This is a genomic window from Pseudomonas sp. SST3, from assembly GCF_003325755.1.
Map to the genome: position 1 here is coordinate 26,203 of NZ_QORI02000003.1, position 15,224 is coordinate 41,426.

Consider the following 15,224-nt stretch of genomic DNA (forward strand, 5'->3'; position numbering starts at 1 on the left):
GTTTCCTTATGCCGCTTTCTTCAGATCGACGACCACGGCAGTGGCCGCCAGCCAGGCGATGATCAGCGTGACGAAATACAACAGGTCTCGCAGGTCGATGACACCTTTGCTGAGGGCATCGAAGCGGATCAGGAAACTCAACGAAGCCACTGCATCCACAAGCCACTGCGGTGCCCAGGCGAAGGCATCGAGCACCATGGGTAGCCCGCTGACGATGAACAGGAAACACACGCTGACCGCCAGAATGAACGCGATCACTTGGTTCTTCGCCAGCGCCGACATGCACGAGCCGATCGCCAGAAAGGCCCCGGCCAAGAGCCAGCTACCGAAATAGCCGGTGGCGATTGCGCCGTTGTCCGGCTCGCCGAGGTAGTTGACGGTGATGACCATCGGAAACGTCAGCAGCAGCGCAATCCCGGTGAACACCCAGGCTGCGAGAAACTTGCCGGTGACCGCCTCGAAGCGGGTAATTGGCAGCGTCATCAACAATTCGATGGAGCCGGATTTGCGCTCCTCCGCCCATAGCCGCATGGCGATAGCCGGAATCAGGAACAGATAGAGCCAGGTGTGGAAGCTGAAGAACGGTACGAGATCCGCCTGGCCGCGTTCGTAGAAGCCGCCCAGGTAGAAGGTGAACACTCCAGACAATACCAGGAAGATCAAAATGAACACGTAGGCGAGCGGCGTTGCGAAATAACTGCCCAGCTCGCGTTTGAAGATCACCGGCAACTGGCTCATAGCGCCTCCCCACGAGTCAATGTACGGAACACTTCATCCAGCCGGCCACGTTCCACATCCAGCTCCTTCACCGCCCAACCCTGTTGGGTAATCAACGCGTTGATCTGCGGGAAGATCACCTGCCCTGGCTTGGCCAGCACCGTAACGCTATGTTCGTGCTCGTTGAATTCGACCCCAGCTACGCCCGGCAGCGCCGCCAGCGCGATGTCATCCAGCGGGTCATTGCTGACCAGCGTCACCGCCTGGTGATACTTGGAGCGGCTTTCCAGCTCGAACGGCGTGCCATCGGCCACCAGACGTCCGCTGGCAATCACCACCGCTCGGGTGCAGACCGCCGTGACCTCTTCGAGGATATGGGTGGAGATGATCACGATCTTGTCCTGCGCCAGTCCACGGATCAGCTCGCGCACCTGATGCTTCTGGTTCGGGTCCAACCCATCGGTGGGCTCGTCGAGGATCAGTACGCGAGGGTCATGCAGAATCGCCTGCGCCAACCCGACACGGCGCTTGAAACCCTTGGACAGGGTCTCGATGCTCTGACCGAGCACCGTATCGAGTTCCACCTGGCCTGCTGCCGTGTCGACCCGCACGCGCTTATCCAGGCCGCGATAACCGCGAACCTCGGCAATGAAGTCGAGAAAGCCACGCACCGTCATGTCGCCGTAACAGGGCGCCCCCTCCGGCAAATAGCCGATCTGGCGCTGGGCCTGCAGCGTCTGGGTCTGAATGTCACAGCCGAAGATACTCGCCGTGCCGGACGTCGGTGCCAGGAAGCCGGTCAGCATCTTCATGGTGGTGGACTTGCCGCCCCGTTGGGGCCGAGAAAACCGAGTACTTCGCCGGGTTGAACGCTGAATGTCAGCGCATCCACCGCCGTGTGCCGGGCAAACCTTTTCGTCAGATTCTTCAGTTCGATCATCGTTCTCACCCATGGCGGACCCACGGCCGAACCGGCAAGACGGGTCCAATGCGGGCCGGACTATAAAAAGAGCACGCCGGGCATTGCAACCAGCGCGGGCGTCGCAGCGTTCGATATCCCCATGCGCGGGTGTCTCGCTTGCACTAGCCCCATGCAAGCCCATGCCGACCGAAGCCGCCCGCTGCGTCAGCATGGCGAACCAGGTTACGCATCAGATCTTCGCAGAGGAAAAACCGAATGATCATCGCCATCACCCGATTCCAGTTGCCCAGTCCCATCACTCGGAGCGAGGCACGAGAAATCTTCCTGAGCACAGCACCGACCTATCAAGGCGTGGCCGGGCTCGTCCGTAAGCACTATGTGCTTTCTCAGGACGGGAGCACAGCAGGCGGCATCTATGTATGGGAATCCCAAGCCGAAGCCGAGGCGCTCTACACCGAAAGCTGGAAGACTCTTGTCCGGGAAAAGTACGGCACCGAGCCGTCAGTTACCTATTTCGACAGCCCCGTCGTAGTCGACAACATTTCCCAGGCGATTCATTCGGATGATTAGCTTGGCGAGGCAGCCTTAACGATCCCATCGTCAGTCTTGGCGCCACTCACTTGGGACTTGTTGAACCGCCCGATGCGGCGCACGGTGACACCATCGAGCCGCGTTGGTAATTTTCCACGAGAGAGCCTTTATCAGCGGGTAGATGAGCTTGATTGCGCTCCTTATTACAACGCTTGTCATTGCGGGCTACATGCGTAAACACCGCGTTCGAGCCTTGTTGGCGGTAGGTGCTGCAGCGCTGATGTTCCCGGTTTGGGTGGCCTTCACCTCTATGGTTTATCCAGCCGATCCAGAAGCCCACATGTGGGCAGCGATTGCCATACCCGTCTCCTAGCCTGGGGTCTGGGCGCCGCCGGTCTGGGTTACGGCTTGATGGCATTGCTGGGGTTGAAGTTCCGATGATGCGCAACGGCTCATTAGCCCCGTCCCAGGCGTAGTTCACGGCGCCATCTCGCTCACATGCGATGGGCTACGCTTCACCCCACTCAGCCGAATTGGAAATTCTATGCGCAGCGATGAGATCACAGCCCTCTTCGATCAACAGGCAGCGAGCTACGACGAGCGTTGGGCCAGAACGGCCCCCATTCGAGAGGCGCTGCACTTCATTCTTGAAGCGGTATTGGCGGAACTACCGGCGGATGCACGAATACTCAGCGTCGGGACCGGTACAGGAGAGGAAATCGTTTATCTCGCCAAGCGTTTTCCTCGCTGGTCCTTTACCGCCGTAGAGCCATCCGGCGCCATGCTCGATGCGTGCCGCGACAAGGCGGTGAAGGGTGGCTTTGCCTCGCGCTGCCATTTTCATGAAGGGTATCTGGAATCCCTGCCTGACCAAGGCGCTTTCGACGGCGCGACGTGCTTCCTCGTGTCCCAGTTCATTCTGGATCTCGAAGCCCGTGCCGACTTCTTCCGGGCTATTGCCACAAGGCTTCGTCCTGGGGCGATATTGGCGAGCTCCGATCTAGCCTCCGATACCGGTTCCGCCCAGTACGATGCCCTTCTCAAGCCCTGGCTGACGATGATGGCGGCCGCTGGTATTTCGGCGGCCGCCGTTGAGCAGATGCGTGCAGCCTACGTCAAAGACGTTGCGATCCTGCCTCCTGCACGGGTAGCGTCCATCATCCGATCGGCCGGCTTTGACGAGCCGATCCCTGTCTATCAGGCAGGCCTTATCCATGCGTGGTTTTCCAGACGTGAGGCAGCCGACGCGCCATGAATCGCTCGCGGGCCCTTGCCTTCCTGATCGCCGCCTTCGCGGGCGCTGCCATCTGGGCGCTGTCTCCGTGGCTGACCGGCCATGCCGAGCCATGGGATGCGGGCGGTGTGTACTACACCGCAGCGTTGATCGGGACGGGCTTACTGACAGGCTTAATCGTGCCGAAGCCGCTCTGGGCACTCTATACCGGAGGCGTCTTCGGGCAGTTCATGTACTTGTCACTCCTGCCGTCTGGCCCGCTGATCGCCGTCGGCCTCGTATTTCTGTTGTTGTGGTCGCTGCTGTTTCCGGGCAGTGCCTACCTGGGCGCTCGCGTTCGCAGTAGCCGTCGCCCCGATGTGGGTTGATGACCGTACGGTGGCGCTTCGCGACGACCCAGCCTTATCCACACTGCGGTTTCGCTAAGACCGCGCCCGAACGAACTACTCTCCGGTTTCCCAACTTTTCCGCCTTTGAGTGAGTGAAGTCAGCCATTCGAAAGGATTAGACCTTTTGCTGACCAACCCCGCTTACGGCACACTTGCCGCCTTCGAGGGCACCGCCCCCCCCTTATCTAGCCGAACCTATCGTATGACCCGCTCCCCCATTCGCCGTCTGATCTTCTTCGTAGTGCGCCGCGTGCTGTACTTCTGGGTGCGCTCGGAAACCATCAATCAATCCGCATTTACCCTCAAGCTGGACCGCAGCAAGCCGGTGTTTTACGTCCTGCAGCGCGCTTCGCTGAGTGATCTGGCGGTGCTCGATCATGAATGCAGCAAGGCCGGTCTGCCGCGCCCGGTGGCCGAGGTGGCGGTGGGCGATCATATCGAGCCGGCGGCATTCATCTTTCTCAACCCCGCCGCCAGCTGGTTCGGCACGCGAACGCGCGTCGAACCGCCCGCGCCACTGGTACGTCTGGTCGGCGCGCTGGAACAGAACGCGGTGGACAACGCACAAGTCATTCCGGTAACGGTGTTCTGGGGGCAGAATCCGGCGCGTGAAACCAGTCCCTGGAAGCTGCTGTTCGCCGACAGCTGGGCTGTAACTGGGCGGCTGCGCAAATTGATGAGCATGATCATGCTCGGCCGCAAGACCCGTGTGCAGTTCTCCGCGCCGATCCAGCTCAACGAACTGGTCGCGCAAAACAAGGGCCACGAGCGCACGCTGCGCATGGCCCATCGCATGCTGCGGGTACATTTCCGTAATCAGAAAACGGCCGTGATAGGTCCGGACCTGTCGCATCGTCGTAATCTGGTCAAAGGCCTGGTGCATGCACCCCAGGTGCGTCAGGCGATCAAGGAGGAAGCCGAACGCGAAAATATTTCGCTGGAGAAAGCTGAAGCCCGCGCCTTGCGCTACGGCAACGAGATCGCATCGGATTACGCCTACACCGCCGTGCGCTTTCTCGAGCTCGTGCTGTCGTGGTTCTGGAACAAGATCTACGACGGTATCCGCGTCAATCATCTAGAGCCGCTACAGGAGGCGGTGCAAGGCCATGAGGTCATCTATGTGCCCTGCCACCGCAGCCATATCGATTACCTGCTGCTCTCCTACCTGCTGTTCCGCAACGGTCTGACGCCACCGCACATCGCGGCGGGTATCAACCTCAACATGCCAGTAATCGGCAGTCTGCTGCGCCGCGGTGGCGCCTTTTTCATGCGGCGGTCGTTCAAGGGCAACCCGCTCTATACGTCGGTATTCAATGAGTATCTGCACACCCTCTTCAGCCGCGGCTTCCCCGTGGAATACTTCGTTGAGGGCGGGCGCTCACGTACCGGACGCATGCTGCAACCGAAGACCGGAATGCTCGCGATCACATTGCGCAGCTACCTGCGCTCCTCGCGCCTGCCGATCCTCTTCGTGCCGGTCTACATCGGCTATGAACGGGTGCTGGAAGGCCGCACCTATCTCGGCGAATTGCGCGGCGCGACTAAGAAGAAGGAATCGATCTTCGACATCTTCAAGGTCATCGGCGCGCTCAAGCAGCGCTTCGGCCAAGTCTGGGTTAATTTCGGCGAGCCACTGAAGCTCAACGAATTCCTTGAGCGCGAGCAGCCCGGCTGGCGTCAGCAGAACCTCGCGCCAGGTTATCGCCCTGAATGGCTTAGCGAGACCACCAACCGACTCTCCGAGCGCATCGCTCAGCGACTCAACGATGCGGCGGCCGTCAACCCGGTCAATCTGGTGGCGCTGGCCATGCTCTCCACCAGTCGCCAGGCGCTGGATCGGCGCTCGCTGGCGCGCGTCCTCGATCTCTACCAGAACCTGCTGCGCGCGGTGCCCTACTCGCCCCATACGACGCTGCCGGACGGCGATGGCGAGGCGCTGATCGATTACGTGAAGGACCTCGGCCTGCTGGCCGAACAGAAGGATGCGTTGGGCAATATCCTCTTTCTGGACGAGCAGAACGCCGTTCTGATGACCTACTACCGCAACAATGTGATGCATATCCTGGCGCTGCCAGCGCTGCTGGCAAGCTTCTTCCAGAGCAGTGCACGGATCAGCCGCGAACAAATCCTGCGCTTCACCGAGGCGTTGTATCCGTACCTGCGCGCCGAGCTATTCATTCGCTGGGAGCCGCAAGAGCTGGCAACGGTGGTCGATCAATGGCTGGCCGCCTTCGTCGAACAGGGATTGCTCAAGCTAGACGGCGAAACCTATGTGCGACCTGCGCCCAGCTCACGCCAGTTCATGCTACTGACGCTGCTTGCGCGGGTTATCGTGCAGACCCTGCAACGTTTCTACATGGCGATTTCGCTGTTGCTCAACAGCGGCCAGCACAGCCTCGATGCCGAGGAGCTGGAGAACCTCTGCACGGTCATGGCTCAGCGCCTGTCGATCCTGCATGGGCTGAACGCGCCGGAATTCTTCGACAAGAGCCTGTTCCGGCATTTCATCAAGAGCCTGCAGGACCAGGACGTGCTGCGTCAGGACGCCACCGGCAAGCTCGGCTACCACGACAAGCTCGGCGAACTGGCCGAAGGTGTCGCCAAGCGCGTACTGCCCGCCGAGATCCGCCTGTCCATTCGCCAGGTGGCGCTGGAGCGGCACGAGGATGAAGCACCAGCGGGTTGAATCCACCCGCGCAGGGAACAACCTCAGCAAAAACCACGCTAACGGCGATTCGGCTTAATGCCGAATCGTTCGATCAGTAATAAGCACGACACCCATACTCAGCAGGCAATCCAACGATAATCCTTCGGCTGTAGCCGAAAGGGGCCTGTATGACACGCGCCAGCTTGATCGCCTTGTCGTTCCTCGTGGGCCTGGGTGGTTGCGCAACCCCCAGCCTGACCAATCTCACGCCCTCCTCCGTTGCACGTTCGCCGGTGCCGCTCTATCTGCTGCGGGCGCAAGTCGACGGTCGTGGAAACCGGATCGCCCACGTCAATGCGGTAATCCACGGTACGCCGTGGTCGATGATGCTGCTGCCAGGCGATCAATATGCGGTGGGCTACTTCGCCGACACCTGCGAAACCAACATCCCCTATCACTTCAGCGTCGGCTACCAGCGCCGCAATTGGCTCGGCTCCGGCTATTCGAGCACGGTGCGCGAAAAGCGCTTCCCGGAAGCCTCGGGCTACGTCTTGAATGTCACTGGCGAGCCGCTGCCAGACGATTGCGCAGCATCCATCGGCCTGACCTTGCGTGTGGACAGTACGGACGACGAGGTGGATATCGAACCTGGCGATGGCAACTGCCGATCCATTACCAGTCGCTGCACGCTGAGGGCCGCGGTGATGGAAAGCAACGCGCACCAGGGCCACGATCTGATAGAGGTGCCATCGGGGCACTACGTGCTGTCGTTAACCGGTAGCGAGACCGCGGACATACCGAACGATGCGATCGGCGACCTGGACATCACTGATGGATTGACGCTGACGGGACTTGGACGTGCGGCGAGGAACGCCGATCTCCAGGTCATCGTCGACGCAGGGGCCATCGACCGGATCTTCGATATCTATGCCAGCTCGCCGCGGGCGGTGACGCTCAGCTATCTGCGACTGGAAAACGGCCGGCCCATGGGCAGCGGCGGCGGCGCGATCTGGAATCGCGGCAACCTGCGTATGGACCGGATGCTGTTGCGCGGCAACACCATCGATCATGAGCTGGAAACCTCCTGCGCGGCCTTTCCAAGCCGACGCCTGTGCAACCGTGGCGCGGGCCTGTTCAACGAGGGCCAGGCGCTGGTCGCGCGCTCGACCATCGAACAGAACTCGACCGGACGCGAGTCCGGGCACGCCGGCGGCATTTCCAACATGGGCCCGACGGCGCAGCTGTATGTGCGCGACAGTCTGATCACCGGAAATGACGCGCGCTTCTGGGGCGGGCTGCTCAACTATCAGGGCACCGTCGACATCCTGAACAGCACGTTCATCGACAATCGCAGCACCACCGGTGGTGTCCGAGCCGCAGAGATCGGCAATGTCGACGGCAAGATATCGGTCCGCAACGCGACGTTCAGCAATCACTCTCAGTTGTTCAGTCATACCGGTACCGGCGAGTTCCGCCTGGCCAACAGCCTGGTCGAAATACGCGCCTTCAACGATATGCCGTTCTGCAGTGGCACGCTGATCAGCGGCAGCTTCAATGCCATCGGTGGCTCCGGAGGCGGACTTTACGATCTTCTCGGCGGCTGCGGCTTCACCCCGACCACCGCGGACGAAGCCGGGGTACGCCTGTACCTCGGCGCACTGCAGGATAACGGCGGCCCGACTCGCACCGTCGCGCTGCGTGAACCGCTCGAAGACAGCCCCTACTTCGATCCCATCGATATGGGCGGCGTGCTATGCCCCGACACCGACCAGCGCGGCAGGCCGCGGGATGACCGGAAGTGCGACCCAGGCGCATTCGAGTTCTGAGTCGCACAGCAGCTAACTGGCGTGCACTGGGAGTTCATTCGGCGAGCTTGCGCGCTTGCGTCAACGAACTGGCCGATACAAGCTGCCGTGGTTTTCACGCCGCGCCTGGCGCTTTAAGCTCTTCGCCTGCCTGCTGCATCATTCAGAGGATTCCCCATGTTGCGCATCACCACCTTCATCGTTGGCCTCATGCTTTCCGCCGGCACTTACGCCCTCTCGCTTTCGGATCTCAGCCAGGGCGATGCCAGCGCCGGACTCAAAGACGCACTCAGTCAGGGCGCCAAGGTTGCGGTGCAGCAGCTCGGCAAACCGGGCGGATTCAGCGAAGACCCTGATGTTCGCATCGAGTTGCCGGGCAACATTGGCAAAGCCTCGCGCATGCTCAAGATGATGGGCATGGGTCAGCAGGTCGAAGAACTCGAAACCGGCATGAACAAAGCGGCTGAAGCGGCTGTGCCGCAGGCGCAGGCTTTGCTTCTGGATGCGGTTAAAAAGATGACCGTTGCCGATGCCAAGGCGATCCTCGCAGGCGGCAATGACTCCGCAACTCAATACCTGAACAAGACCAGTCGAGAAGAGATTCGCGCCAAGTTCCTGCCGATCATCAAGCAGGCGACCGATCAGGTTGGCGTCGCTCAGCAGTACAACGCACTGGCCGGCAAAGCCTCTGGCCTCGGCGCGCTCGATGCCAGGTACGGCACGGTCGAAGGCTATGTGGCCGAACAAGCGCTCGACGGACTGTTCACCGTCATTGCCGAGCAGGAAGCCAGTATTCGCCAGAACCCGACACAGGCAGCTACCAGCGTGGCGAAGAAGGTCTTTGGCGTGCTGATGGGCAATTGAACAGGGAGGTGGTTCCGGGCTGAAACCGATGTACCACGGAGAAAAACTCAACGCCTGGACGCACCTCGCTGGCGGTGTGCTGGCTCTGATCGGGACCGTCTGGCTGTTAGTGCTAGCGGCCATGGACGGCGACATCGTAAAGATCGTCAGCGTGGCGATCTACGGCTTCACCCTGGTGCTGCTGTATAGCACCTCGACGCTCTACCACAGCGTGCGGGGCCGGGCGAAAGTGATCATGCAGAAGCTCGATCACCTGTCGATCTACCTGCTGATCGCTGGCAGCTATACGCCGTTCTGCCTCGTCACGCTGCGCGGGGTCTGGGGCTGGTGGTTGTTCGGCATCGTCTGGTCTCTGGCGGTGATCGGCATGCTGCAGGAGATCAAGCCGCGATCGGAGGCACGGGTGCTGTCCATCGTCATCTACGCTGTCATGGGCTGGATCGTGCTGGTGGCCGTCAAACCGCTGCTCGGCGCGCTCGGCACCGCCGGCTTCAGTTGGCTGGTCGCAGGCGGTGTGTCTTATACCGTGGGGATCGTCTTCTTCGCATACGACCATCGTTTCCGCCACTGGCACGGCATCTGGCATCTGTTCGTCATCGCCGGCAGCCTGCTGCATTTCGTGGCGATTCTGCGCTACGTGGTCTGAGGCTGACGAGTGCCACCTTCGGCGGGCTCAAAGCTCATGCATGCGATTGACCTGCTGCGCCAGGCGCATGGTTTCCTGCTCTTCGAGCTGTAGCATTTCCCCGAGCAATTCGCCCGCCCGATCCAGGCCGGGGCGACTCTCCAGCGAGCGGTACAGGTCAATGATCTGATTGTGGATGCCGAAGATTTCTCGTGAGATATCATCGACGCTCATCTGGCCATAGGCCTCGCTATCGAGTTCGAGCACCAGCAGCTCGCCACGCACGGCATCATGGAGCCGGGTCTGCAACGCCTGAGGGTCAGCATGTTCCTTGATCCGGGCAATGGTTCCGGTCAGTTCCCGCTCATGCTGCACCAGATAGTCCAACAGCATCTTCGCCAGCGAATCGCTGCGCTCATCGGCAGCTTCTGCCATGCAGTCAGCCAGCCGGGCATGAGCCTGGCGGGTCCAGTCGATCAGGTCTTCGCATCGTTCGATGTTCATGCTGCGTCCTCCGCGCTGAGGGTTGCCTGGCAGAATGTCCGAGCAATGAGTCGAGCAGCGCCGTAGTCAGAACGATGCAAACATGCCCGATGGCAATTGACCAGTGCTGGGTGTCGGTCCGCACAACAATCGCCTTCGGCAATCTGTCGAAAAGCGGATTCAGGCGCGTTGGCAGACAAAATCTCCAACGCTGTGCACCGTCGCGGCCGCTGCGACGAATCTCCCCGTGAAGCGCGCTCGATGATCGAATGGCATTCGCGTCAACGATCGCAAATGGTGTTCTGACAGCCGCTTGACCTTGCCATAAGGGAAAGGTTGAACATCAGGCCGAGCCGGATTGACCGGCATTCGCGGGGTTTCTCTCATGAGCATCAATCTTCAGGTACAGGGCATGACGTGCGGCGCCTGCGTCCGTCACGTGACCCAAGCGTTGAGCCCTCTCGCAGGCGTCACTGATGTCGAGGTCGATCTCGCTACCGGCCGCGTTCGAATCGAAGGCGATGCCGATAGCACGTCGCTGATCGCGGCGCTGGACGAGGCCGGCTATCCGGCACAACTCGCCAACCAGGCAAGCCCCACCTCAGCGCCCGCGAGGGGTTGTGGCAGCGGCTGCGGTTGTCGCTGATTTTTCTTCTTCTGGAGTGTTCGCTAATGAAATTCAAACTCGCCATCATCGCCGCGCTGTTCATGGCCGGTAGCGCACAGGCCGCTGAAATCATCGACGTTCACCGCGACGCCAATTGCGGCTGTTGCAAGGACTGGGTCAAGTATCTGCAAGCTAACGGCTTCGAAGTCCGGGACCACGTGGAAAACAACATGAGCGCGGTCAAGCAACGTCTCGGCGTGGCGCCGCGACTCGGCTCCTGCCACACCGGCGTAATCAACGGCAAGTTTGTTGAAGGGCATGTCCCGGTGGCACAAATCCTTGAGCTGAAGCAGCGCGCAGATCTGCTCGGTGCCGCGGTGCCAGGCATGCCGTCGGGCTCGCCCGGCATGGACTATGGCCAACCCGCGCAGGCGTATCAGGTGATCGGCCTGACGACTGCCGGTAAGGATGTAGTCATGGCTGACTACGCCGCGCAGTAGGTCCGCTCATTCCCGCAGCGCTCGCACACCGGTCACTTCCTGGCAGGATCCGAGCGCGGGCGCTCCGCGTGCTAAGGGCGTCGTACCCGTGCTGAAGCCAGGAGACGATCAGTCAATTTCGCTCACTGAACAGGATCATCATGCTGTCCATACCTACCCGGCGAACCTTCATCAAGAGCCTGGCTGCCGGTAGCATCGTTGCCGGCCTGGGCGTTTGGCGTCAGCCCGTATGGGCGGTGGCGCGCCATGGCCAATCAAGCGATCAGGGCGTGCTTGCGGGCACCGAATTCGATCTGACCATCGATTCGCTCGGGGTCAATTTCAGCGGTCGCGAACGCACCGCGATGGCGATCAACGGAAGCATTCCCGGCCCGCTGCTGCGCTGGCGCGAAGGCGATACCGTGACGCTGCGTGTACACAATCGACTGCCGCAGGACACCTCTATCCACTGGCACGGCATCCTGTTGCCGGCCAACATGGACGGCGTACCCGGCTTCAGCTTCGCCGGGATCGCACCGGATGGCATGTACGAGTACCGCTTCAAGGTGAAACAGAGCGGCACCTACTGGTACCACAGCCACTCGGCCTTCCAGGAGCAGCTCGGTGTCTATGGGCCGCTTGTGATCGATCCACAGGAGCCCGAGCCATTCGGATACGAGCGTGACTATGTTGTGATGCTCACCGACTGGACCGATGAAAGCCCGGCGCGGGTACTGGACAAGCTGAAGAAGCAATCCGATTACTACAACCGCGGTCGCCGCACGCTGGGTGACTTCATCGACGACGTCGCCGACCAGGGTTGGAGTGAAACCCTGAGTAATCGCTGGGCCTTGGCGAAAATGAAGATGACGCCCACCGACCTCGCCGATATCAGCGGCGCCACCTACACCTATCTGCTCAACGGTTATGCACCGGACGACAACTGGACCGGTCTGTTCGAGCCGGGCGAGCGGGTCCGCCTGCGCCTGATCAACGGCTCGGCCATGAGCTATTTCGACTTTCGCATTCCCGGCCTCAAACTCGTTGTTGTCGCAGTAGATGGCCAGAATGTCGAGCCGGTGGAGGTCGACGAACTGCGGTTGGCGGTAGCCGAGACCGTCGACGTTATCGTCGTGCCGGATGGCAGCCAGGACGCCTACACCCTGTTCGCCCAATCGATGGACCGCAGCGGCTATGCTCGCGGCACGTTGTCGGTGCGCCAAGGCCTGAGCGCGCCGGTACCGCAGCCCGATCCACGGCCCGAGCTGAGCATGGAAGACATGGGCCATGGCGATCATGGCTCGCATGTTGCCGGCACCGAGCCGCCGCCGATGGATCACGGGGCCATGAACCACGGCGAAATGGACCACAGTCAGATGGATCATTCCACCATGAGTCACGGCGATGCCGAGCGCAGCAGCTCGATGCAGGCCCACCCGGCTAGCGAAAACGGCAACCCGCTGGTGGACATGCAGACCATGATGCCACTGCCGAAACTGGACGATCCGGGTATCGGTCTGCGCGACAATGGCCGCCGTGTCTTGACCTACGCGGATCTGCGCAGCACCTTCGCCGATCCGGATGGCCGCGAGCCGACGCGCACCATCGAGCTGCACCTGACCGGCCACATGGAGCGCTTCGCCTGGTCATTCGACGGCATTCCCTTCACCGATGCCGAGCCTATCCGCCTGAAGTATGGCGAGCGCGTGCGTTTCGTGCTGGTCAACGACACCATGATGCACCACCCCATCCATCTGCACGGGTTGTGGAGCGATCTGGAGGATGCGCACGGCCAGTTTCAGGTGCGTAAGCACACCATCGACATGCCACCCGGTTCGAAACGCAGCTACCGCGTCACCGCCGATGCCCTCGGGCGCTGGGCCTATCATTGCCACATGCTGATGCACATGGACCTTGGCATGTTCCGCGAAGTCCGTGTCGAAGAATGAAGGGGATCCCTATGAACAATTCCACGCGCAATAGCCTGGTCGCGTTCGGCCTGGTCGCGGCCTTGCAGCTAACTGCCGCTCAAGCGCAAGTTGAACACGACGACCATCACCGGGATGACGCCCCGTCGACGCAGAACAGCCCGCAACTCCATCAGCCAGACCGGAAGCACGGCGAGATGATGAATCAGGAAGGCATGGATCACGACCGGATGATGCAGATGCACGAACAGCACATGGGTCAGGGGATGAATCACGGCAACATGGGCAAGGGTCAGATGCAAAGCGATAAGCCCGTAGGGCCCAGCAAGGGCCCGCACCATGACCACTAAGTTGCCGATGGTCGTCGCGTTCAGTCTGGCCGCGGCGACGAGCCAGGCGCAAGAGGCCATGGATCACTCGGGCCATGCTGGACATGGCGGCCACGCGCCAGCGCCCAAGACCGAGATGGACCATGGCCGTACAGATGCTGATCATGGCCAGGTGGATCATCACACCATGAACCACTCAAGCCATGAGATGCCGCGCCCTCCTGAAACAGGCATTCCGCCTGGACAGGCGACGCGTGCGCCGGTCCCGACCCTCAGGCCCGCCGATCGCAACGCCGTGTTCCCGGAGCTGCCAGAGCACCGAATGCATCAGGGTGGCATCCACTTCATGTTCGTCGCCGAACAGCTGGAATGGCAGGACGCCGACGACGGCAGTGCGCTGGCCTGGGATTTCAGCGGCTGGGCCGGCGGCGACATCGATCGCCTGGCGTTTCGTTCGGAAGGCGAGCGGACCGACGGCCATATCGAGGAGGCGGAGCTGCAATTACTCTGGAGCCACGCTATCGGTCCCTGGTGGGAAACCGTCGCCGGCCTGCGCCAGGACTTCAAGCCCGGCTCGCCACAGACCTGGGCGGCTTTCGGCGTACAGGGAATGCCGCTGTATGGGTTGGAAACCGAAGCCACCGCTTTCATCGGTGAAGGCGGCCAAACCGCGCTACGCCTGGAAGCCGATTACGACATCTTGCTGACCCAGCGCTGGGTGTTGCAGCCCGCCGCTGAGCTCAACCTGCATGGTCGCAATGACGAACCGCGCGGGGTCGGCTCTGGCCTAAGCGAGGCCAGCGTCGGGTTGCGCCTTCGCTATGAGATCAGCCGGCAATTCGCGCCGTACGTGGGGGTAAGCTGGAGCCGCGCGTACGGTAGCAGCGCCGAGCTGCAGCGTGCCGAAGGTGAAGACACAAGCGAAGCTCGCCTGCTGGCAGGTATCCGATTCTGGTTCTAAATAGGCCGGCCCATGCTCAAGACTCTTGTGACGTTGCTGTTGGCTGTCCTTGCGATCGTGCTGATCGGCACGGCAGTGGTGTATTCCGGCGTGATAAACGTCGCCGCGGATGATCCACACAGCTCACCGGTTCACGCGCTGCTCGAAGTGGCTCGGGAGCGTTCGATTGCGGTTCGTGCCGAGGGCATCGAGGTGCCAGACCTAAACGATCCGGAGCTGATCCGCTCGGGCGCTGGCAACTACGATGCCATGTGCGTCGCCTGCCATCTCGCCCCAGGTGTCGCTGGCACCGAGCTGAACCAGAACCTCAACCCGGCGCCGCCAGACCTCACCAATCGTGACCGGCCGGACGATCCCGCCAGCGATTTCTGGGTCATCAAACACGGCATCAAGGCCACCGGGATGCCAGCCTGGGGCAAGAGCGTGGCCGACCCTTACATTTGGGGATTGGTCGCGCTTCTGGAGCAACTGCCGTCGCTGACTGCGATGGATTACCGGGCGCTGGTGGCGACAAGCGATGGCCATCAGCACGGCGGTGGAGAGATGGCCCCGCTCGATCACAATGACGAGCATCCCGATACAGACGATCGTCCGGCGGGCAAGGATCAGGCAGACACTCACCAAAAGGCCGAGCCGGCAACCAACCCCGAAGGCCACCATCGCGCCGACGGCAGCGAGCACATGCACTGATATGCTGCCACCG

The 15,224-nt window shown here is 61.4% G+C and carries 15 protein-coding genes and 1 pseudogene; 13 read left to right on the forward strand and 3 right to left on the reverse strand.

The window, feature by feature from the left end; all coding sequences use genetic code 11:
- Positions 1 to 6: 6 nt before the first annotated feature.
- Both DQ405_RS03735 and DQ405_RS03740 read right to left on the reverse strand, forming a co-directional pair.
- Positions 7 to 738 (reverse strand): ABC transporter permease subunit, encoded by a 732-nt coding sequence (locus tag DQ405_RS03735; protein ID WP_168423004.1) that lies wholly within the window; start codon positions 736 to 738, stop codon positions 7 to 9.
- Positions 735 to 1,657, reverse strand: a pseudogene (locus DQ405_RS03740) (ABC transporter ATP-binding protein). Before DQ405_RS03740 ends, DQ405_RS03735 begins: the two are co-directional and overlap by 4 nt.
- Positions 1,658 to 1,894: 237 nt before the next feature.
- On the opposite strand from DQ405_RS03740, the gene DQ405_RS03745 reads away from it, so the two are divergent.
- The 7 genes from DQ405_RS03745 to trhA all read left to right on the forward strand — a co-directional run bounded on the left by DQ405_RS03745 (position 1,895) and on the right by trhA (position 9,755).
- Positions 1,895 to 2,209: a YdhR family protein gene (locus tag DQ405_RS03745; protein ID WP_168423005.1), complete on the forward strand. Its 315-nt coding sequence runs from the start codon at positions 1,895 to 1,897 to the stop codon at positions 2,207 to 2,209.
- A 505-nt stretch (positions 2,210 to 2,714) separates the two neighbouring features.
- Positions 2,715 to 3,425, forward strand: a complete 711-nt coding sequence (locus DQ405_RS03750) for a class I SAM-dependent methyltransferase (protein WP_168423006.1) — start codon at positions 2,715 to 2,717, stop codon at positions 3,423 to 3,425.
- Positions 3,422 to 3,772: a hypothetical protein gene (locus DQ405_RS03755; RefSeq protein ID WP_168423007.1), complete on the forward strand. Its 351-nt coding sequence runs from the start codon at positions 3,422 to 3,424 to the stop codon at positions 3,770 to 3,772. The genes DQ405_RS03750 and DQ405_RS03755 overlap by 4 nt, the downstream gene beginning before the upstream one ends.
- Positions 3,773 to 3,995: 223 nt before the next feature.
- Positions 3,996 to 6,479 carry a glycerol-3-phosphate 1-O-acyltransferase PlsB gene (plsB, locus tag DQ405_RS03760; RefSeq protein WP_168423008.1) on the forward strand — a complete coding sequence of 828 codons (2,484 nt, stop codon included), beginning with the start codon at positions 3,996 to 3,998 and terminating at the stop codon, positions 6,477 to 6,479.
- 149 nt (positions 6,480 to 6,628) lie between these two features.
- Entirely contained in the window at positions 6,629 to 8,266 is a 1,638-nt protein-coding gene (locus DQ405_RS03765) for a choice-of-anchor Q domain-containing protein (RefSeq protein ID WP_168423009.1), read from the forward strand.
- Positions 8,267 to 8,422: 156 nt separating this feature from the next.
- Positions 8,423 to 9,109: a DUF4197 domain-containing protein gene (locus DQ405_RS03770; RefSeq protein ID WP_168423010.1), complete on the forward strand. Its 687-nt coding sequence runs from the start codon at positions 8,423 to 8,425 to the stop codon at positions 9,107 to 9,109.
- A gap of 28 nt (positions 9,110 to 9,137) precedes the next feature.
- Positions 9,138 to 9,755, forward strand: a complete 618-nt coding sequence (gene trhA, locus DQ405_RS03775) for a PAQR family membrane homeostasis protein TrhA (RefSeq protein ID WP_168423011.1) — start codon at positions 9,138 to 9,140, stop codon at positions 9,753 to 9,755.
- A 27-nt stretch (positions 9,756 to 9,782) separates the two neighbouring features.
- Here trhA and DQ405_RS03780 read toward each other — a convergent pair whose 3' ends face one another.
- A complete protein-coding gene (locus DQ405_RS03780; protein ID WP_168423012.1) occupies positions 9,783 to 10,238 on the reverse strand; it encodes a hypothetical protein in 456 nt (151 codons plus the stop codon).
- Between the two features lie 364 nt (positions 10,239 to 10,602).
- Between DQ405_RS03780 and DQ405_RS03785 the strand changes: the two genes are divergently transcribed.
- The 6 genes from DQ405_RS03785 to DQ405_RS03810 all read left to right on the forward strand — a co-directional run bounded on the left by DQ405_RS03785 (position 10,603) and on the right by DQ405_RS03810 (position 15,211).
- Positions 10,603 to 10,863, forward strand: coding sequence for a heavy-metal-associated domain-containing protein (locus DQ405_RS03785; protein WP_168423013.1), 261 nt, complete (start codon positions 10,603 to 10,605; stop codon positions 10,861 to 10,863).
- A gap of 26 nt (positions 10,864 to 10,889) precedes the next feature.
- Positions 10,890 to 11,324, forward strand: a complete 435-nt coding sequence (locus DQ405_RS03790; protein ID WP_168423014.1) for a DUF411 domain-containing protein — start codon at positions 10,890 to 10,892, stop codon at positions 11,322 to 11,324.
- 140 nt (positions 11,325 to 11,464) lie between these two features.
- Positions 11,465 to 13,252, forward strand: coding sequence for a copper resistance system multicopper oxidase (locus DQ405_RS03795; RefSeq protein ID WP_168423015.1), 1,788 nt, complete (start codon positions 11,465 to 11,467; stop codon positions 13,250 to 13,252).
- 11 nt (positions 13,253 to 13,263) lie between these two features.
- Positions 13,264 to 13,581, forward strand: coding sequence for a hypothetical protein (locus DQ405_RS03800; RefSeq protein ID WP_168423016.1), 318 nt, complete (start codon positions 13,264 to 13,266; stop codon positions 13,579 to 13,581).
- The gene (locus tag DQ405_RS03805; protein ID WP_168423017.1) at positions 13,571 to 14,521 is read left to right on the forward strand and encodes a copper resistance protein B; all 951 of its coding nucleotides are present in this window, start codon (positions 13,571 to 13,573) and stop codon (positions 14,519 to 14,521) included. Before DQ405_RS03800 ends, DQ405_RS03805 begins: the two co-directional genes overlap by 11 nt.
- Before the next feature lie 12 nt (positions 14,522 to 14,533).
- A complete protein-coding gene (locus DQ405_RS03810) occupies positions 14,534 to 15,211 on the forward strand; it encodes a c-type cytochrome (RefSeq protein ID WP_168423018.1) in 678 nt (225 codons plus the stop codon).
- Positions 15,212 to 15,224 lie beyond the last annotated feature (13 nt).